Source organism: Candidatus Pantoea multigeneris (assembly GCF_011752615.1).
Taxonomy (GTDB): domain Bacteria; phylum Pseudomonadota; class Gammaproteobacteria; order Enterobacterales; family Enterobacteriaceae; genus Pantoea; species Pantoea multigeneris.
On record NZ_VWXF01000002.1, the window covers coordinates 280375 to 298650 of the forward strand.

Here is an 18276-nt window from a genome sequence, read left to right on the forward strand (position 1 = left end):
ACTTATGCGCCTAACTCTCTCACCCTGTGCCCTTGCCGTTGGCAGCGTACTCAGCTGCCTGACGCCCGCTATCGCTATGGCAGAGTCCTTTTCGGAACTGCCCCCACCGCCGACGCTGGAAAATAACGCCAATGGGCAGCAACTGCTGCTGGAGCTGGTGGTTAACCAACAGGCGCGTGGGCAAATTGTGCCGGTCAATCTCCAGCGCGGGGATTACTGGGTACGCAGTGCCGATTTACAACAGGCGGGTATCGCGAAGGAGAAGCTAAGCGGCCAGACGTTAGTGGATGTTAACCAACTGGCCGGAAGTAAAGTGGTTTATGACGATCAGCGCCAGCGCCTGCTGCTGGATGTTCCACCCGCATGGTTGCCAGACCAGGCGCTCGGTGGCGTGAAAAACGGCCCACGATATCCAGGCCGCACCAGCAGCGGCGTGCTGTTTAACTACGATCTCTATGCCACCCGCACCGGCTCCAGCGGTTCACGTCTTTCCGGCTGGAATGAGCTGCGTTTCTTTGGCAGCCACGGCCAGCTTTCCAACACCGGTATCTGGCAACAGCAGTTAGAGGGAGAAGCCAGCGCGTCGAATAAAGGCTACACCCGCTACGACACCTGGTGGAGTAATGAAGATGAAAATAATGTGGTCAGTTGGCGTGTGGGCGACCTGACTACTGATGCACTCAACTGGAGTAACAGTGTACGTCTTGGTGGGGTGCAGTTTGGCCGTGATTTTGGCCTGCGTCCTGACCTGATCACCTATCCACTGCCGGTCTTCGCCGGGCAGGCCGCCGTTCCTTCTACCGTGGACCTGTTTATTAATGGCTATCGATCCAGCCAAAACCAGGTACAAGCTGGCCCCTGGTCCATCACCAATGTGCCGTTTGTTAACGGTGCCGGTGATGCCGTTGTCACCACCACGGATGCACTGGGCCGTCAGGTTACGACCACGCTGCCGTTCTACGTTGCCAGCACGCTGCTAAAAAGCGGTCTGTCCGATTACTCCGTAGCCGCTGGGGCACTGCGCCGGAATTACGGTTACCGCAGTTTTGATTACGGTGCCGCGGCCGCCAGTGGCTCCTGGCGCTATGGTCTGCTGGATTGGCTAACGGTGGAAGGCCACGCGGAAGGCAGTAACGATATCGCCGCCGGTGGTGCGGGCAGCGTGGTGCGCATCGGCAGTCTTGGGGTGGTGAACGGCTCGGTCGCGCAAAGCCAGATGTCTGGCAAAGCCGGTACCCAGTACAGTTGGGGCTATCAGTACAACAACAACTGGCTCAACCTTGGCATGCAACAAACGCTGCGCAGCACCGGTTACCGCGATCTGGCATTGACCAGCAGCCAAGGCTATGACAATACCAACAACAGTTACACCCTCGCTCGCCGCAGTAGTCAGTATAACGCCAGCCTTTCACTGGCTGATTATGGCAGCATCGGTGCCGCCTACATTGATATCTCCTCTTCTGACGGTGAGCGTACGCGTCTGTTGAACCTGTCATGGAGTAAAAACCTGTGGGGCAACAGCAGCATTTACGTCTCTGCCAGCCGCGACCAGAGCAACGGCGAATGGAGCGGAGCCATTTCACTGATGATTCCATTTGGCGAGCGTTCGTCTGCCGCCTTCAGCGTTGAGCACGACCAGCAAGGTGGCAATTCACAGCGCGTTTCTCTCTCGCGCGCCATGCCAAGCGATGGGGGCTTCTCGGCTGATGCTTCGTGGGCTAATCAGAGCAGCGACCGTGGTGACTATCGCCAGGCGAGCCTGCGCTATCGCAATAACAGCATAGACACCTCAGCCGGTTTCTATGGCGACCGGACTTACACCACCGAGTGGGCGGATGTGACGGGCTCTGTGGTGTGGATGGATAACAGCCTGTTCGCGGCGAACAATATTAATGATGCCTTTGTGTTAGTGAAGACTGACTATCCTGACGTCACCGTGAGCTATGAAAACCAGCCCATGGGGCGCACCGATAAACATGGCTATTTGCTGGTGCCCTCCATCAGCAGCTACTACGCCGCCAGATATGCTATCGACACGCTCGACCTGCCCGCCGATATGACGGCGCCGAAAGTGGAACAGCGCTTTGCCGTGAAGCGCCAGAGTGGGTATCTGCTCAACATGCCTGTTGAACGGCTGCGTGCCGCCAGCGTAATTTTGCACGATCAAAACGGCCAGGCATTACCGCTCTCCAGCCAGATTTTACGTCCGGATCATGCCACTGCATATGTCGGTTGGGATGGTATTGCCTGGCTGGAAGATTTAACCGCAGAGAACCCCATTGAGGTGGTCACGCCGGATGGGCGTAGCTGCCATACCGCTTTACAGATTGCCAATGGCCAGCCCAAAGCGCTGCAAACCTATGGCCCGGTGATCTGCGCGCTGCCGCCATTGCCTGCGGGATCGGCGGTGCCTTCGAGTGATAACGCCATGTCAGGGATTACGCCATGAAAAACCTGGTTCTGATGCTTCTGCTGTTTCTGTTTCCCGCTTTAGGCTACGCCGCCTGCACCACGGCCGCCGCCAGCGGAACCTTCCCGGCCACCAGCACCCTGACAGCAGCTTCTGCCGCCAATCCTACGTCTGCCACCACAGCCGTCAACTGCGGGGGCGGTTCACTGCTCTCACTCGGCAGCGATAACTACATCATTTATCAGTTCACCACCGCGACCAATCTGTCGGGAACGCAGGCCACGCTAAAAAAAGACACCACCACGGACAACATCCCGGTAAAAATGTGTATTGATAGCGGCTGCGTCACCGAACTGAAGTACGGTGCCAGCTACACCTATAACTACAGTGCACTGAGTTTATTAGGCATCGGCGGCAACTCTAACTTCTCCATCCCGCTCTACTTCACCACAGTGACCGGCCAAACCGTGGCAGCAGGCACTTACACCGTACAAATTACGCTGACCGCGACCTATCGTGTCTGCACGCTCATCGGCATCGGCAGTTTATGCATCGGCCTGCAAACCGGGACGCTGAGCATTCCCATCACGCTGACCTACATATTGAGTAACGACTGTTCAACCATTGCCGCGCCTGCGCTGAGCTTTGGTAGCGCACCGCTGGTGAGCAGTTTTTCCAGCGTAAGCCAGACCATCAACGTGACCTGCAGTAAAGGCAGTACTTATACCGTGGGGCTGAGCAATGGCAGCTACTACACCACCACGCGCAATATGGCATCCGGCACTAACCGACTAGCGTATGAGATTTACAAGGGGACCACCGGCACCAGCCGCTGGGGGCCGCTGGGAACCGAACGCTGGAGCAGTGCATCCGCAACCACGCCAGCCACAACCGGGACGGTGAGCGGCTTTACTTACACCGCCCAGATTTTGACTTCACAGACCACGCCAGCGGCGGGAAGTTACACCGATAGCGTGACTGTGGATCTCTCGTTCTGACTACATTGAGGCGCTGGCCGGTGAACCGGCGTGGCGCACTTTGTACTGTTTTACCATCCGGCCAATCAGCAGGGTGCCAATCAGGCCACACACCGCCGCAAAGGTCAGCCAGACACCCGGCATCGCTTTGTCACCCGTGGCGTGGATCAGGTAGCTAGAGATCGCCGGGGTGAACCCACCAAACAGCGCGGTTGCCAGGCTGTACGCCATAGAGAAACCGGAAGCCCGGACTTCAGCAGGCATAATCTCAGCCAGGTAAACCACCATCGCACCGTTATAACTGCCGTACAGGAAGGAGAGCCACAGCTCAGCTTCCAGCAGATGAACAAAGCTAGCATTGCCCACCAGCCAATGCAGCACCGGCCAGGTGGTCAGAATCATCAGGATGGTAAAGGTGATCAGCAGGGGGCGACGGCCAATACGGTCAGACAGTGAGCCCATCAGCGGCAGCCAGATCAGGTTAGAAACCCCAACCGCCAGCGTCACAAGGAAGCTCTCTTTATCGCTCATCATCAGCACGGTTTTGCCGAAAGTCGGGGTAAACGCGGTGATCATGTAGAACATCACCGTAGTGGTGACCACCATCAGCATGCCTGCCAGTATCAGTGTCCAGTTGCTGGCCACTGAACGCATGATCTCACCCATGGAAGGGTGGTGCTTACGCTGGCTAAACGCTTCCGTCTCTTCCAGCATACGACGGATCCAGAACAGGAACGGCACAATCATACAGCCGATAAAGAACGGGATGCGCCAGCCCCAATCGCTGACCGCTTCTTTATCTAACAGGTGGTTGAGCAGCAGACCTAACAGCGCCGCGAAGATCACCGCAACCTGCTGGCTACCAGACTGCCAGCTCACAAAGAAGCCTTTACGGCCTGGAGGTGCCACTTCGGAGAGATAAACAGATACCCCGCCCAGCTCAACGCCTGCGGAGAAGCCTTGCAGTAAACGGCCAAGCAGAATCAGCACCGGTGCAGCCGCGCCGAGGGTGGCGTAACCCGGCACCAGCGCAATGGTCAGCGTACCGATCGCCATCAGTCCCAGCGTCAGCAGTAATCCCTTACGACGGCCATGATGGTCGATATAAGCACCCAGCACGATGGCACCCAGAGGACGCATCAGGAAGCCTGCACCAAAGGTCATGAGCGTCAGCATCAACGACGCAAAGGGGTTATCTCCAGGGAAAAAGGTTTTGGCAATGGCGGTGGCGTAGTAGCCAAACACCATAAAATCATACATTTCGAGGAAGTTGCCACTGGTGACATTGAAGATTGTCCTCGCGGCGCTTTTTTGTGGCTTAGGCACGGTCTCACTTTGGCTCATATTGGCTTTCCTTATATTTTTTCCCCCTTGTAGCCTGCTATTTGCCCTATTACCGTGACCACCCTCACTGTTCGCCGCACTCCCACCCTGCCAAAAGTAACAAGAAATTAACAGTTCATCTCAGCCAGCATGAACCACTGGCATTTACAGCAATTAACATTTTTAAATACCAAATGAAGTTTCTTTACGAGAAACCACAAATCCACCGAACCGCAGGCATAAAAAAAGCCCCCATAAGGGAGCTTTTTCTGGCGGATGCGAGCGTTATTTCTGCACGCTCTCCATGCCCATCAAACCAATCTTCAGGTAGCCTGCACCACGCAGCTCATCCATCGCTTTCATCAGGGTTTCATAACTCACTGACTTATCTGCCTGGAAGAAGATGGTGGTTTCTTTATCGCCCTGTGTCTGTGCGTTCAGCACACTCACCAGGTTATCGCTCGTGACCTGATCGTTGCCCACGTAGAGCTGATTATCTTCCTTGATAGAGAGATAAACAGGTTTATCTGGGCGCGGCTGTGGCGTGCTGGTCGAGGCAGGCAGATTGACACGAATATCAACCGTTGCCAGCGGCGCAGCCACCATGAAGATAATCAGCAGAACCAACATCACATCGATAAACGGTGTGACGTTTATTTCATGCATTTCACCATCACTTTCGGTGCCGTCGTTGAGATGCATCGCCATGAGATCAACCTACGCGTAATTTCTGAGCCGCTGCGTGCGGAGCCTCAGTTTTGGAGTTACCCAGGTCGAGATCGCGGCTTTGCAGCAGCAGAACCTGTGCCGCTACGTCACCCAGAGAGGCTTTGTAGTTGGCAATCATACGTGCGAACACGTTATAGATAACCACGGCCGGAATTGCCGCTACCAGACCAATGGCGGTTGCCAGCAGTGCTTCTGCAATGCCCGGTGCAACCACAGCAAGGTTAGTGGTCTGCGTTTTAGCAATACCGATAAAGCTGTTCATGATGCCCCACACCGTACCGAACAGGCCGATGAACGGGGAAACAGAACCGATAGTGGCGAGGAAACCGTTGCCGCGGCCTGCATGGCGGCTGAAGGCAGCCACACGACGCTCAAGGCGGAAACTGGTACGTTCTTTAATACCGTTGGTGTCTTCGGCACCGGCGGAAAGCTCCAGCTCATTCTTCGCATCATTCAACAGCACCAGGCTGTGGCTGTTTGCACTGAATTCCGCTGAAATACGCTCTGCTTCTTTCAGCGAACGTGCTTCACCAATCGCTAGTTGCTCACGCTTCAGGCGACGTTTAGCAGCGCTCAGCTCAGCATACTTACCGAAGAAAATTGCCCAGGTAACAACTGAAGCCAGTAACAGGCCAATCATTACCACTTTTACCACGATATCCGCATGTTGATACATGCCCCAAACGGAGAGGTCCGTTTGCATCAAATCACTGGCTACCACGCTGCGTCTCCAACCTTGTCATGCACAGTTCCCGAATCAGGGCAAAATAATAGCAGACTGACAGCGAATTGATAGTCGTTCTCATTACTATTTACAATCAAATGCTGCGCTTTTCCTTCTCAATTCTCTGCATTTGACATTTTTTGTGGAGGGTAGCCATAAAAGGCATGCGGTTGAGAATGAATCAGACTCACGTCAGGCGGGGTTTCATGATAACGTGAAGACTTTGTGAGTAGCGGCAAAAGCAGGCAGTGATGACAACCAAAAAACTTGATACGACGCTGGTCAGTGCAGGACGCAGCAAGCGATATACCCAGGGCTCGGTTAACAGCGTCATTCAACGCGCATCTTCTCTGGTATTTGATACCGTAGCGGATAAGAAACGGGCCACTGCCGGTCGCGCTAAAGGTGAACTCTTTTATGGTCGCCGTGGCACGCTAACCCACTTCGCCTTGCAGGATGCGATGACCGAGCTGGAAAACGGTGCCGGTTGTGTTCTCTACCCTTGCGGTGCTGCCGCAGTTTCCAACGCCATTCTGGCTTTTGTTTCTGCAGGCGATCACATTCTGGTTAGCGGCGCGGTGTATGAACCCACGCAGGATTTTTGTAGCAAAATCCTCAGCAAAATGAACGTCAGTACCACCTATTTCGACCACTGCATCGGCAGTGAGATCGCGGAGCTGATCCAACCTAATACCCGCGTCGTGTTCCTTGAATCACCCGCTTCCATCACCATGGAAGTGCAGGATATTCCTGCCATCGTTGCAGCCGTCAGAGCCAAAGCGCCAGAAGCCATTATCATGCTTGATAATACCTGGGGCGCAGGTGTGCTGTTTAACGCTTTGGAGCATGGCATCGATATCTCGATCCAGGCAGGAACCAAATACCTTATCGGCCATAGCGATGCCATGATCGGCACCGCCGTGGCCAACGCCCGCTGCCTTGAGCAACTGCGTGAGAACTCCTACCTGATGGGCCAGATGGTCGATGCAGATACGGCTTATATGGCCAGCCGAGGTCTGCGTACCCTGGCCGTGCGTCTGCGTCAGCATGAAGAGAGTGGCTTACAAGTCGCTGAGTGGCTGGCACAGCAGCCGGAAGTGGCGCGCGTCAATCACCCGGCTCTGCCGCAGTGTAAAGGGCATCAGTTCTGGCAGCGCGATTTTAGCGGTAGCAGTGGGTTGTTCTCCTTTATTCTTCATCAGAAGCTGAGCCGTGAGCAGCTCGCTCACTACCTCGATGGCTTCCATCACTTCAGCATGGCCTATTCATGGGGCGGCTATGAGTCACTGATTCTGGCGAATCAGCCGGAAGAGTTAGCCGCTATCCGTCCTGCGGGGGGTGTGGATTTCACCGGCACGCTGGTGCGCGTACACATTGGGCTGGAGCACGTAGACGATTTGATTGCCGATCTGGCGGCCGGGTTTGCCCGACTAAAGCATTAAACATCAATATTAGCTCAACCACGGTCAGGGCCGTGGGCGGTCAATCCGCTGCATAAGCCCTGTGCCGGTTAAAATAGAATCCTTGAAACTCGATGGAATAACAGATGGGTGTTTTACACGAGATTGTGCGCGCGTTGTGGCATCAGGATTTCGCTGCGCTGGCCAATCCAGAAGTGGTTTGGGTTGTTTACGGCGTGATGTTCCTGACGCTGTTTCTGGAAAATGGTTTACTGCCGGCCGCCTTCCTGCCGGGCGATAGCCTGTTGCTGTTGGCGGGCGCGATGATCGCCAAAGGCGTCATGGAATTTGTGCCGACCATGATAATCCTCACCGCTGCCGCCAGTCTTGGCTGCTGGCTGAGCTATCTACAGGGGCGCTGGCTGGGTAACTCAAAAATAGTGAAAGGCTGGCTGATGCACCTACCGGCACAGTATCACCAGCGTGCGTGGCAGTTGTTCAACCGCCACGGTCTGATGGCGCTGCTGGTTGGCCGTTTTCTGGCGTTTGTCCGCACGCTGCTGCCTACGCTTGCGGGTATTTCTGGCCTCAAGAATGGCCGTTTTCAGCTGTTTAACTGGCTGAGTGGCGCACTCTGGGTAGGCATTCTGGTCGCGCTCGGTTATGGCATCAGCCAGGTACCGTTTATCAAACGCCATGAAGATCAGGTGATGGCCATCCTGATGGTGCTGCCGATGTGCATGCTGTTCTTCGGTCTGACCGGCAGTATTGTGGTTATCTGGCGTAAACGTCGCCAAAAAACCGCCTGATTTCAGTGCGTCAGTTCGCTGGTTCTGCCAGCGTCTGGCGCACCCGCCCGGCTTCCTCCCCCGGCGTCACGCCGAAGTAACGTTTAAACTCACGCGAGAATTGCGAAGGACTTTCGTAACCGACACGTACCGCCGCCACGCTGGCGCGAACCCCTTCCAGTAACAGCAAACGGGCCTGATGTAGCCGATAGCGTTTCAGGTATTGCAGCGGCGACGTTTGCGTTACCGCCTTGAAGTTATGATGGAATGCCGACACGCTCATGTTCACTTCGGCTGCCAGTTGATCCACGCTGAGGTTTTCCGCAAAGTGCGCTTCAATACGCCGCAACGCGCGCGCAATCTGGCTAAACTGCGTCTGGCGGCTCACCAGTGAAAGCAGCGCGCCGCCGCACGGCCCGGTGAGTACATGGTAGATAATTTCCCGCACGATCTGTGGCCCCAGCACGCGGGCATTGCGTTGGTGAGTCATCACATCCAACAGACGTTCGGCGGCACAGAGCATTTCTGCGCTCAGGGAAGCGGAGTGAATGCCCGACGTTTGCGGCTGGGGCTGGAAGCTCTCATCATGGCCGATCTCCATCAGCAGATCCTGCACACCGGCAATATCCACGCTGACGCACATCCCTGCCAACGGTGATTCAGGACTGGCCCAGGTTTCACACTCCACCGGTAACGGCACGGTAAGCATCAGATATTTGGTGGCATCGTAATGAAAAACCGTGCTGCCGAGATAGCCGGTTTTTCGCCCCTGAAACAGAATCACAATGCCGGGCTGGTACATCAGCGGCGTGCGCGGGCAGTGCTGGTTGGCATAAATCAGGCTGACATTGTTGACGGTACACAGCTGTTCCCGTTGCTGTGTCATCAGGCTTATCACCTGCTGTGCCAGTTGCTGACAGAGTTCTTCGTTGCCCATAGCGCTGCTCCTCGCGAAAAATTCAGTTTGCCAGCAGACAGTACAAATCACCATCGTTCTGGAGGATCAGGCAAGAGAGCAGTAGAAACAGGCAGCATGTCCTTACACTTCTTGCGGCACAATTCCCCCAGCAGCGCCGTTTGTTGACTAGAATTACTCGTTGTTAGCCCACTGCAAAAGAAAGGAGTTGTTATGGCAGATCAGCCGATTATCAAACTGCATGATGGAAATAAGATGCCCCAGTTGGGTCTGGGTGTCTGGCAGGCCAGCCAAAAGGATACGGAACAAGCAGTGCTAAAAGCACTTGAGGTCGGCTATCGTTCCATCGATACCGCCGCAATTTACAAAAATGAAGAGGGTGTGGGTCTGGCATTGAAAAACGCCAGCGTACCGCGCGAGGAGATTTTTGTTACCACCAAGCTGTGGAATGACCAGCAGCAGAATGCGGAACAGGCCCTGAATGAAAGCCTGAAAAAACTGCAGCTGGACTACGTGGACTTGTATCTACTCCATTGGCCAGTGCCGCAGCAGGATCACTATGTGCAGGCCTGGGAAGCGCTGATTAAGTTGCAGCAGCAAGGGAAAATAAAAAGCATCGGCGTGTGTAATTTCAACCAGCCACACCTGACGCGCCTCGCGAATGAAACCGGGGTTAAACCGGTGATTAACCAGATTGAGCTGCATCCGCTGTTGCAGCAGCGAGAATTGCACGCCTGGAATGCCCTGCACCAGATTCAGACCGAATCCTGGAGCCCGCTGGCTCAGGGAGGCGAAGGGGTATTTGATCAGGAGATCATTAAGCACCTGGCGCAGAAATATGGCAAAACCCCGGCACAGATTGTGATTCGCTGGCATCTGGACAGTGGCCTCGTCGTCATTCCTAAATCGGTCACGCCATCACGGATCGAAGAGAATTTTGCCGTGTTTGATTTCCGTCTGGAAAAACCAGAAATCAGTGAAATCACTAAACTGGATCAGGGCAAACGCCTCGGCCCGGACCCGGACAGTTTTAGCGGTTAAAATCGCCCCCGCTCATCCATAAAAAAAGCCCGGCAAACCATGCCGGGCTTTTTTTACTTGCGGGTATCAGACTTAAAACGATCCCGCCGTGGGCAAGACCATCATCTGTCCAGCGGTGCCGCGATCGGCCAGTTCCAGCGTTTGGCTGTAGTAGACAAACGGGAAGTGTTCCGACGAAGTTTGCGGGAACGTCACTAACAGCTCAACGTCACCATCGACCCAGACGGTATCTTTCCAGCCACGATCTTCACCCATCGGTTGTGCACCGTTCACCCGCTTAATCAGGAACATCGCGCCCTGAATATGGAACGACTGCGGGTGGTCTGCGTGCAGGATCCAGCGCTCAAAGCTGCCCTGCTGCACCGTGGTATCAATACGGTTCAGATCCCATACCGCGCCGTTAATGCCAGGAGAAGCGTCTCCGATACGGAATTCGCGGGTACGGGCTGACATGCCATCGAGGATCTGATCCGCCAGCAGTCGCATCGGTAAATTATCCGTCACCAGGGGCAGTAAGCCCGTTGGGCGTAGTGTTAGCACCTGAGTGGAGGTCAAAATACTGGACGGCTGGAACAACCCGCGCAGGCGATCCATCAAGCCTGCGGCAGTACCGGCCGTCACGGTAACGGCATCCCCTTGTGACATATCAATCAGCACTTCACGTCGCTCACCCGGTGCCAGAGAGAGCTGGTGTACCGCGACCGGCGCAGGCAAAAAGCCCTGATCGCTGGCAATCACGGTAAACGGACGGTTATCGCTGAGTGACAGTTCGAAACGACGGGCATTCGACGCATTCAACAGACGCAAACGCACCCAACCGCGCGAGACGTTGATAAAGGGATTTTGCACCCCGTTCACTAACAGCGTATCACCGATGAAACCGCCCTCTTGCGGCGGGTCATACACGGGGGTGCCAAAGTTATCGAGGCGTTTATCCTGAATAATCAGCGGGAAGTCATCAACACCATAATGTTTCGGCAGTGGCAGCGCTTTGCTGACATCATCTTCAATCAGCCACATGCCCGCCAGGCCATTGTAAACGTGCGGCGCCATGCGATTGGGGGTGTTAGCGTGATACCAACAAGTGGCAGCACCCTGACGGATAGGGAGTACCGGCGCCCAGTCCACACCAGCACTGATCTGGCGCGCCGCGCCGCCCATTAGCGCACCCGGCAACTGCAAGCCACTTACGGTCATCGCTACCGATTCACTCAGCCGATTACTGTAAACCAGTTTGACATCATCGCCGCTGTAGACGCGCACCGTCGGGCCAAGATACATGCCATTAATGCCCCAGACCGGGGCTTTGTTGCTATCGCCACTGAACGACCAGTTGCTGCGTTGCAGCGTCAAAAACAGTGGCTGACCACGGCGCGACTCCAGCAGCGGCGGGATCGGTAATGGCGTATCGCCACCCACAGCAGCCATCGCCGGGGTAGAGAGTGTGCTGCCTAACGCGGCGGCAGCGGAAAGCTGAATAAACTCACGTCTGCTAAAAGACATAAAACATCCGACCTTTTACGCGGGGCGCATCTGCGCCATCCCTTGCTTATTGCTATTGTTATTGCTGTACAACTGGGCAGGAAACCGGAGGCAACAGGGGTCACCTCCGGGTAGACACTGGGTTAAATCTTACCGCTTTTTTCGCGCTCGGCGACTTCCGCATTCAGCTCTTCCAGCTTGGCTGCCATTAACTCACGGCAATGGGTCGCTAGCTTACGTACCGAAGCCGTTTCAAACTGCTTCACATCTACCGGCGGTAACATCTCGACAATCACCAGGCCGTTCTTCCAGCGATTCAGCTTCACTTTACCGTGGGTATCTGAAACCACCACTGGAATAATGGGCACACCAGCCGCTACAGCGGCATGAAATGCTCCAGTCTTAAACGGTAGCAGGCCACGACCACGGCTGCGCGTTCCTTCCGGGAACATCCAGAAGGAAATGCGCTTTTTGTTAAACTGATCGACTAATTCACCGATGGTGCCGTGTGCTTTGGCACGGTTATCACGATCAATCAGCAGGTTACCCGTCAGCCAGTAAAGCAGGCCAAAAAACGGGATCCAGAACAGGCTCTTCTTCCCTACGGTCACAGTATACGGCTGCACAATTTTGGCTGCGGTAATCATGTCGTAGTTATTTTGGTGGTTTGCGATGTAAATCGCATTGCCATATTGCTCTGCATCCGCCGGTTTACGCAGCTCGACCTTCACGCCAAAGACCGTGGAAAGTCGGCCAAACATATGGCCGAAACGCGCAACATGCCGTGGATCGCGCGGCGTAAACAGACACCAGACACAGCCAAAAATACAGACTAAGATTGAGTACAGCACAACAATCAATGTGCGCAAAACGAGTAACATAGTTTCCTCTTTATCCCTTTCCTGAGAAGCGTTGCCTGTGGCTTACTGGTCGCCGCCAGCATCACCCGCACGCTGCGGTGCATCCAGCTCAACCCGGTCAATTTTTTGCAAACCACGCGGGAGCAACGTCCCTTTGCGGCCACGATCGGCACGGAATTTTTGTAACTCTTCGCTGCGCATAATCAGCTTACGCTTACCAACATGCAGGGTCACACTGCTCCCCACAGGCAAGATCACCAGCCAGGCCAGTTTATCCACACCCGATGCCGCTTCTGCCGCCGGGATGGAGATAATCTTGTTGCCTTTGCCTTTGGACATCTGCGGCAGCTCACCCACCGGGAACATCAGCATTCTTCCGGCGGCAGTAATCGCTAACAGCATGTCATCTTCGTGGTGTACCGCCAATGGCGTCATCACGCTGGCATTCTCTGGCAGGGTTAACAGCGTTTTACCCGCACGGTTGCGTGACACTAAATCACTGAAGGTACAGATAAAGCCATAACCCGCATCCGATGCCATCAACAGCTTCTGCTCATCCGCTTCCATCAGCACTTGCTGCATCAGCGCGCCCGGTGGTGGCGTCAGTTTGCCGGTGAGTGGCTCGCCCTGGCCTCGTGCCGAAGGCAGCGAGGTCGGATCAAGGGTATAGCTGCGGCCCGTTGAATCCAGCAAGGCAACTGGTTGATTGCTCTTACCGCGCGCCGCCGCGAGGAAGCTATCCCCCGCTTTGTAGCTCAGTCCCGTTGGGTCGATATCGTGACCTTTTGCGCTACGAATCCAGCCCATTTGTGACAGCACAATGGTGACAGGCTCGGAAGGCGTCAGCTCAGTTTCACTCAGGGCTTTCGCCTCTTCGCGTTCGCGCAGCGGTGAACGACGCTCGTCACCGTAAGCCGCGCTATCCGCCTGCAGCTCTTTCTTCAGCAGGTTGCTCATCTTACGCTCTGAAGCCAGAATCGCCTGCAGCTGATCGCGCTCTTTTTCCAGGTCACTCTGCTCACCGCGAATTTTCATCTCTTCCAGTTTGGCGAGATGGCGCAGTTTCAGTTCAAGAATTGCTTCGGCCTGGGTTTCGCTCAGTTCAAAGCGCGACATCAGTACCGGCTTCGGCTCATCTTCACTACGGATGATGTGGATCACTTCATCAATATTGAGGAAAGCCGTCAGCAAACCTTCAAGGATGTGCAAACGGCGCAGCACGCGCTCAAGACGATAGTTGAGGCGGCGGCGCACGGTATCACGGCGGAACACCAGCCACTCACTGATAATCTCCAGCAGGTTTTTCACCGCTGGTCGGTTATCCAGCCCAATCATGTTGAGGTTAACGCGGTAGCTCTTTTCCAGATCGGTGGTGGCAAACAGGTGATTCATCACCTGCTCCAGATCCACACGGTTAGAGCGCGGCACAATCACCAGGCGTGTCGGATTCTCGTGGTCAGACTCATCACGTAAATCTTCCACCATCGGCAGCTTTTTGTTGCGCATCTGGGTCGCGATTTGCTCCAGCACGCGAGCACCAGAAACCTGATGCGGCAATGCGGTGATCACCACATCGCCCTCTTCTTTCTTCCAGACCGCGCGCTGACGAATCGATCCACGGCCATTCTGGTAGATCTTACGGATCTCTTCACGCGGGGTGATGATCTCAGCTTCTGTTGGATAATCCGGCCCCTGAACGATATCCAGCAGCTGATCCAGCGTAGTCTCAGGCTTATCAATCAGGGCAATCGCGGCCTGCGCAACTTCGCGCAGATTGTGTGGCGGGATGTCCGTCGCCATACCCACGGCGATGCCGGTGGTGCCGTTGAGCAGAATATTTGGCAAGCGTGCAGGCAGCATTTTCGGCTCCTGCAGGGTGCCGTCAAAGTTCGGGGTAAAATCTACCGTTCCCTGACCCAACTCACCGAGCAGCACTTCAGCATATTTCGACAAGCGTGATTCGGTATAACGCATCGCGGCGAACGATTTCGGATCGTCCGGTGCCCCCCAGTTCCCTTGACCATCCACCAGCGGATAGCGGTAAGAGAATGGCTGAGCCATCAGCACCATGGCTTCATAGCAGGCGCTGTCACCGTGTGGGTGGTATTTACCCAACACGTCACCCACGGTACGGGCTGACTTCTTAAATTTGGCACTGGCGCTAAGGCCCAGTTCTGACATGGCATAGACGATACGGCGTTGTACCGGCTTCAGGCCATCCCCGATGTAGGGCAAAGCACGGTCCATGATCACGTACATGGAGTAATTCAGGTACGCGTTCTCAGTAAATTTGTGCAGGGCAAGGCGCTCTGCACCATCCTGCGTCAATTCGCTCATTAATCTCTCGTCCTCACTTCGTGTCTCGCGGTGCGAGCCACCCTGCGGTGGTTTGGCGAGGATAGTAACCTATTCAACGAGCTTAGTCACAGGGCTGGCCTGCATCCTGCGATCAAAGCAACTTTCGATAGCACCGCATTCGGTACAACCACAGGATGACCTGCCAGCGTTGCTTTACACCACGGCAGTTTTTCCATATCTCTTTATGCAACCCGTGCTGGAAAAACGCTGAGGCAATTTGCTGGCGCGCCTCGATAACCGGTTCGCGCCTGGCACAGTGGCAAATCGACAAGGCTTCACGCGTGAGCTGCCAGTTAAGTGCAGGGCGGCTGCGAGTCTGAGCATAATATTGCTGGTTAAGCTGAACCAGCATGGCGACAATTTTCATGTAGTGACGCTGATATTCAACGTTTTCGATTCCCTGGCGCGACCGATGGCTAATGGATTGTGCATGCATGGTCTGCTGATAGAGAATTTCATGCCGATACTGCACGCGCGGAGCAAGTAACATAAACTCCGTCGTCCAGGGAATATCCTGATGATGCAAGCCCGGCTCAAACATCAACTGCCAGTCTCTTAAATTATCCAGTCGATAGATTCCCAGCCAAACAACGTGCAAATAACGGCGAGAAGACAAGGCCATTTGCAACCATGATGCACCCGACATCACCTCTGTATTGCGAAAACAGTGGTCTGGAAATATCTGCTTGTTGTGCTCTGGGCTATACACTCTAACGCCGTTGCACTGCACGGCATTTAGCTGATTCTCTTCCGCCTGCGCCACCAACGTAGCATACATCTCAGGTAACAGCTGGTCGTCAGCATCGGGGAATGCGATATATTTACCGCGAGCCATTTTGATCCCGGCATTACGCGCGCAAGATACGCCCTGCCGACGTTGATTAATCACCAGAACATCAACATGCTGTTGTGCAAACGCGTTGAGCAATTCTGCTGATCCATCCGTACAGCCGTCATCGACCAAAATGATCTCCCGCGAAAGCAGGGTTTGTTGCCGAAGTGATTCGAGGAAGGGCTTTAATAAAGCACCGGGATTATAGACAGGCACTACTATCGTCAGTAGAAAGTTCATTATGCCCTCCCCTCAGATTCAGGCCAAAAGCTACCGAAATGCATATCAAAGGATGGTGGGTTAAACGGCATTCGTCCAGCATAGGGGGTAAAAGTAAACTCGCTGAAATAGATTTGGTTATCCACAATAAACCAGTCAATCCGGCAATAGTCGAAATCAGCGGTTAGTTGAGCAGAGAGCATAAGTAATTCACTCAAGCATGCAGGTGCCTTAATATTTTCATTCAAATTGTTAGGAGAGCCTAATGTCACTGGCTGCAATGTCCAGTGGGTATCATAAAGATTAATTTTTTCCTGGCCGTCCCGATCGGTGAAATCCACTTCAATAAACTGCGCTTTGCCAGAGAAACAGTGAACACGATATAATTCCGGTGTTGTTTCTTGATCGCAATTTTTAAATACATCCAGTTTTTCTTCACACAGGATGAGGCGACGAATAGCGTAATAATGGCGCTCACGCGTGCGATAGTACATGTCTCTTTTCAGACACAGCTTGAGCTTACTTTCCGCTGATGACCAGCAATAATTATTTTTATCATTGCAAATCAGTGTGCTACCGCTGTCATGGTTGCATTTAATCACAAAGCTATTGGGTAACGCTGAAAAATCAACATCCTCCAGGCTTTCGAATACATCGATAAGTGGAATGACATATTTATCGCCAATTTCTGCCGCAACATACAACCGTGCCAGATACTTATCCGCTAACAGGCCGAATTTAGTTTGATAACCATCAATCATTCTACTGTTTATCTTTTCGTTGAAGGTTCTCGGTTGATCAAGGTTCAAGGTATAATTTAACTTACGGTAGAACTTATTTTGTAAGTAGGATTTATCACTCACAAAACGCGAAAGGATAAGTTTTATTTTATAATCAAGCAGCTTGTTATAATACGTGAATTTATTCATAACTTATAAATTATCCATAAACATCATGACTCAGGCCGTAAACCCTAGTAACGAAAAGAGAGCTGTATTCCGCTATATTTATCAGACCATTGCGGTATCACGATAAATTGACTGAGGTTTATCTCTTCTCGCGTCACCAGATATTGTACGCCTGCGGCTAATGCGGCACCTGCCGCCACATCACTCCAGTAATGGTGCTTTCCCTCAACGCGTGAATACCCTACAACCCCAGTAAGTAACCAGGCCGGCATGCCGTAACCGACACCATAACGATACTGGAGGAATGCCGCCCCTTGTGCAGCAGCAGAAGTATGTCCGGAAGGAAAAGAGCCATTTTTTCCATTCGGCCGCTCGCGCTGGACACTGCATTTTAGTGCATGCGTGAGTGCTGAAGTATATATGGCACCCTCAATGGCCTGACCGAACCCATAAGCATCGTTCTTATAAAGGGCGAACCCTATCGCTTTCAACGGGACGGCTATTTGAGTGATATCGCCAAACCGTCCGAGGCTCATGGCGGAAAGCTGGCAAGGAACAAGTAACACTGTTATTAGAACAGCTTTATTTATTACCATTCTGTATTTCATAATCATCATTAATGAGTTAGACGCACCATGACGACAAATAACATGATGCGTACCATTGGATTGAAAATAGAATTTATCGTGTTAATTTTATTTACCATCTACACGTGCAACGCCACGGTTGCGCCTGTGGTATAAAAACTATTTTCGTTGCATCCTTCCAACAATAAAAATACAGGCAATTACATGTGCAGGATAACCATCCTTGTCTTGTAATCAGACAAAGACAAACAAGGAGTAAACATGAGTTAATACATTCAGGCGTGAGAAATGGCAGGAAGCGGAGGAAATAAAAAAAGTAGCGTCACCGTAAAGTTACACTACATCGGCTGAGCTTTAAGAGCGCGGCCTGAAGCTGGAAGACAGAATGCTTGTCCTCTATTTCATTACGCCCATCCACTGCCGCGCGATGTGTGCGAATTCACTGGTGGAATCTCCCAGATGGTTCCATGGAGCCAACGCCTGCCGCCAGCTACTTTGCGCATGCGTCACCATGCAGGCTTTTTCTCTGCATTTCAGCAGAGAATGTTCACTCTGCCCGAAGCGATCCTGACCCTGCGCCAGAGTAGAAACCAACAGCAGAAGTCCTAACAGAGGGTAGCTTTTCATCATCATCCCGGAAGGTCCTTTCAGTTACTTCAGGTTAAAAAAAGTCAGGCATTGTTGCTTGCCAGGCAAAAGTATTCTGCTTTACTCGACCTTTT

General features: G+C 53.4%; 16 protein-coding genes. 5 read left to right on the forward strand and 11 right to left on the reverse strand.

Annotated elements, in window-relative coordinates; all coding sequences use genetic code 11:
• Positions 1-4 precede the first annotated feature (4 nt).
• Both F3J40_RS06745 and F3J40_RS06750 read left to right on the forward strand, forming a co-directional pair.
• Positions 5-2449: a fimbria/pilus outer membrane usher protein gene (locus F3J40_RS06745; RefSeq protein ID WP_167013161.1), complete on the forward strand. Its 2445-nt coding sequence runs from the start codon at positions 5-7 to the stop codon at positions 2447-2449.
• Positions 2446-3408: a Csu type fimbrial protein gene (locus tag F3J40_RS06750; RefSeq protein WP_167013163.1), complete on the forward strand. Its 963-nt coding sequence runs from the start codon at positions 2446-2448 to the stop codon at positions 3406-3408. Before F3J40_RS06745 ends, F3J40_RS06750 begins: the two co-directional genes overlap by 4 nt.
• Here the strand turns inward: F3J40_RS06750 and F3J40_RS06755 are convergent, their stop codons facing one another.
• The 3 genes from F3J40_RS06755 to exbB all read right to left on the reverse strand — a co-directional run bounded on the left by F3J40_RS06755 (position 3409) and on the right by exbB (position 6142).
• Positions 3409-4731 (reverse strand): MFS transporter, encoded by a 1323-nt coding sequence (locus F3J40_RS06755; RefSeq protein ID WP_167013165.1) that lies wholly within the window; start codon positions 4729-4731, stop codon positions 3409-3411. It abuts the gene before it with no gap.
• A 264-nt stretch (positions 4732-4995) separates the two neighbouring features.
• On the reverse strand, positions 4996-5418 hold the full coding sequence (gene exbD / locus F3J40_RS06760) for a TonB system transport protein ExbD (RefSeq protein WP_167013167.1): 423 nt from the start codon (positions 5416-5418) through the stop codon (positions 4996-4998).
• A gap of 4 nt (positions 5419-5422) precedes the next feature.
• Positions 5423-6142, reverse strand: a complete 720-nt coding sequence (gene exbB, locus F3J40_RS06765; RefSeq protein ID WP_026042580.1) for a tol-pal system-associated acyl-CoA thioesterase — start codon at positions 6140-6142, stop codon at positions 5423-5425.
• Between the two features lie 272 nt (positions 6143-6414).
• Between exbB and metC the strand changes: the two genes are divergently transcribed.
• Together metC and F3J40_RS06775 are read left to right on the forward strand one after the other, a co-directional pair.
• Complete coding sequence (metC, locus tag F3J40_RS06770; RefSeq protein ID WP_167013169.1) at positions 6415-7605, forward strand: cystathionine beta-lyase; 1191 nt, start codon at positions 6415-6417, stop codon at positions 7603-7605.
• Between the two features lie 104 nt (positions 7606-7709).
• Positions 7710-8372: a DedA family protein gene (locus tag F3J40_RS06775; protein ID WP_017347530.1), complete on the forward strand. Its 663-nt coding sequence runs from the start codon at positions 7710-7712 to the stop codon at positions 8370-8372.
• A gap of 10 nt (positions 8373-8382) precedes the next feature.
• Here F3J40_RS06775 and F3J40_RS06780 read toward each other — a convergent pair whose 3' ends face one another.
• On the reverse strand, positions 8383-9288 hold the full coding sequence (locus F3J40_RS06780; protein WP_167013171.1) for an AraC family transcriptional regulator: 906 nt from the start codon (positions 9286-9288) through the stop codon (positions 8383-8385).
• 192 nt (positions 9289-9480) lie between these two features.
• Here F3J40_RS06780 and dkgA point away from each other — a divergent pair, with 192 nt between their 5' ends.
• Positions 9481-10308, forward strand: coding sequence for a 2,5-didehydrogluconate reductase DkgA (gene dkgA / locus F3J40_RS06785; RefSeq protein ID WP_167013173.1), 828 nt, complete (start codon positions 9481-9483; stop codon positions 10306-10308).
• Between the two features lie 72 nt (positions 10309-10380).
• On the opposite strand, the gene ftsP is transcribed toward dkgA, so the two are convergent.
• From ftsP to F3J40_RS06820, 7 genes are all read right to left on the reverse strand, one after another.
• Positions 10381-11811 (reverse strand): cell division protein FtsP, encoded by a 1431-nt coding sequence (gene ftsP, locus F3J40_RS06790; protein WP_167013175.1) that lies wholly within the window; start codon positions 11809-11811, stop codon positions 10381-10383.
• Positions 11812-11933: 122 nt separating this feature from the next.
• Positions 11934-12671, reverse strand: coding sequence for a 1-acylglycerol-3-phosphate O-acyltransferase (locus F3J40_RS06795; RefSeq protein WP_167013177.1), 738 nt, complete (start codon positions 12669-12671; stop codon positions 11934-11936).
• A gap of 42 nt (positions 12672-12713) precedes the next feature.
• Positions 12714-14987 carry a DNA topoisomerase IV subunit A gene (parC, locus tag F3J40_RS06800; RefSeq protein WP_167013179.1) on the reverse strand — a complete coding sequence of 758 codons (2274 nt, stop codon included), beginning with the start codon at positions 14985-14987 and terminating at the stop codon, positions 12714-12716.
• Positions 14988-15099: 112 nt separating this feature from the next.
• Positions 15100-16080: a glycosyltransferase gene (locus F3J40_RS06805; protein ID WP_167013181.1), complete on the reverse strand. Its 981-nt coding sequence runs from the start codon at positions 16078-16080 to the stop codon at positions 15100-15102.
• Complete coding sequence (locus tag F3J40_RS06810; RefSeq protein ID WP_167013183.1) at positions 16080-16988, reverse strand: ATP-grasp fold amidoligase family protein; 909 nt, start codon at positions 16986-16988, stop codon at positions 16080-16082. Before F3J40_RS06810 ends, F3J40_RS06805 begins: the two co-directional genes overlap by 1 nt.
• Positions 16989-17032: 44 nt before the next feature.
• Positions 17033-17584 carry a phosphatase PAP2 family protein gene (locus tag F3J40_RS06815; protein ID WP_205297241.1) on the reverse strand — a complete coding sequence of 184 codons (552 nt, stop codon included), beginning with the start codon at positions 17582-17584 and terminating at the stop codon, positions 17033-17035.
• Positions 17585-17950: 366 nt separating this feature from the next.
• Positions 17951-18187, reverse strand: a complete 237-nt coding sequence (locus tag F3J40_RS06820) for a hypothetical protein (RefSeq protein WP_167013185.1) — start codon at positions 18185-18187, stop codon at positions 17951-17953.
• Between the last annotated feature and the right edge of the window lie 89 nt (positions 18188-18276).

What these genes read in the sequence shown, in the direction of transcription:
- F3J40_RS06775 (WP_017347530.1), top strand. Translation starts at nt 7,710, where the DNA reads ATGGGTGTTTTACACGAGATTGTGCGCGCGTTGTGGCATCAGGATTTC.
- F3J40_RS06745 (WP_167013161.1), top strand. Translation starts at nt 5, where the DNA reads ATGCGCCTAACTCTCTCACCCTGTGCCCTTGCCGTTGGCAGCGTACTC.
- F3J40_RS06795 (WP_167013177.1), bottom strand. Translation starts at nt 12,671, where the DNA reads ATGTTACTCGTTTTGCGCACATTGATTGTTGTGCTGTACTCAATCTTA.
- exbD (WP_167013167.1), bottom strand. Translation starts at nt 5,418, where the DNA reads ATGGCGATGCATCTCAACGACGGCACCGAAAGTGATGGTGAAATGCAT.
- exbB (WP_026042580.1), bottom strand. Translation starts at nt 6,142, where the DNA reads ATGCAAACGGACCTCTCCGTTTGGGGCATGTATCAACATGCGGATATC.
- parC (WP_167013179.1), bottom strand. Translation starts at nt 14,987, where the DNA reads ATGAGCGAATTGACGCAGGATGGTGCAGAGCGCCTTGCCCTGCACAAA.
- dkgA (WP_167013173.1), top strand. Translation starts at nt 9,481, where the DNA reads ATGGCAGATCAGCCGATTATCAAACTGCATGATGGAAATAAGATGCCC.
- F3J40_RS06755 (WP_167013165.1), bottom strand. Translation starts at nt 4,731, where the DNA reads ATGAGCCAAAGTGAGACCGTGCCTAAGCCACAAAAAAGCGCCGCGAGG.
- ftsP (WP_167013175.1), bottom strand. Translation starts at nt 11,811, where the DNA reads ATGTCTTTTAGCAGACGTGAGTTTATTCAGCTTTCCGCTGCCGCCGCG.
- F3J40_RS06820 (WP_167013185.1), bottom strand. Translation starts at nt 18,187, where the DNA reads ATGATGATGAAAAGCTACCCTCTGTTAGGACTTCTGCTGTTGGTTTCT.
- F3J40_RS06780 (WP_167013171.1), bottom strand. Translation starts at nt 9,288, where the DNA reads ATGGGCAACGAAGAACTCTGTCAGCAACTGGCACAGCAGGTGATAAGC.
- F3J40_RS06815 (WP_205297241.1), bottom strand. Translation starts at nt 17,584, where the DNA reads ATGATGATTATGAAATACAGAATGGTAATAAATAAAGCTGTTCTAATA.
- F3J40_RS06810 (WP_167013183.1), bottom strand. Translation starts at nt 16,988, where the DNA reads ATGAATAAATTCACGTATTATAACAAGCTGCTTGATTATAAAATAAAA.
- F3J40_RS06750 (WP_167013163.1), top strand. Translation starts at nt 2,446, where the DNA reads ATGAAAAACCTGGTTCTGATGCTTCTGCTGTTTCTGTTTCCCGCTTTA.
- metC (WP_167013169.1), top strand. Translation starts at nt 6,415, where the DNA reads ATGACAACCAAAAAACTTGATACGACGCTGGTCAGTGCAGGACGCAGC.
- F3J40_RS06805 (WP_167013181.1), bottom strand. Translation starts at nt 16,080, where the DNA reads ATGAACTTTCTACTGACGATAGTAGTGCCTGTCTATAATCCCGGTGCT.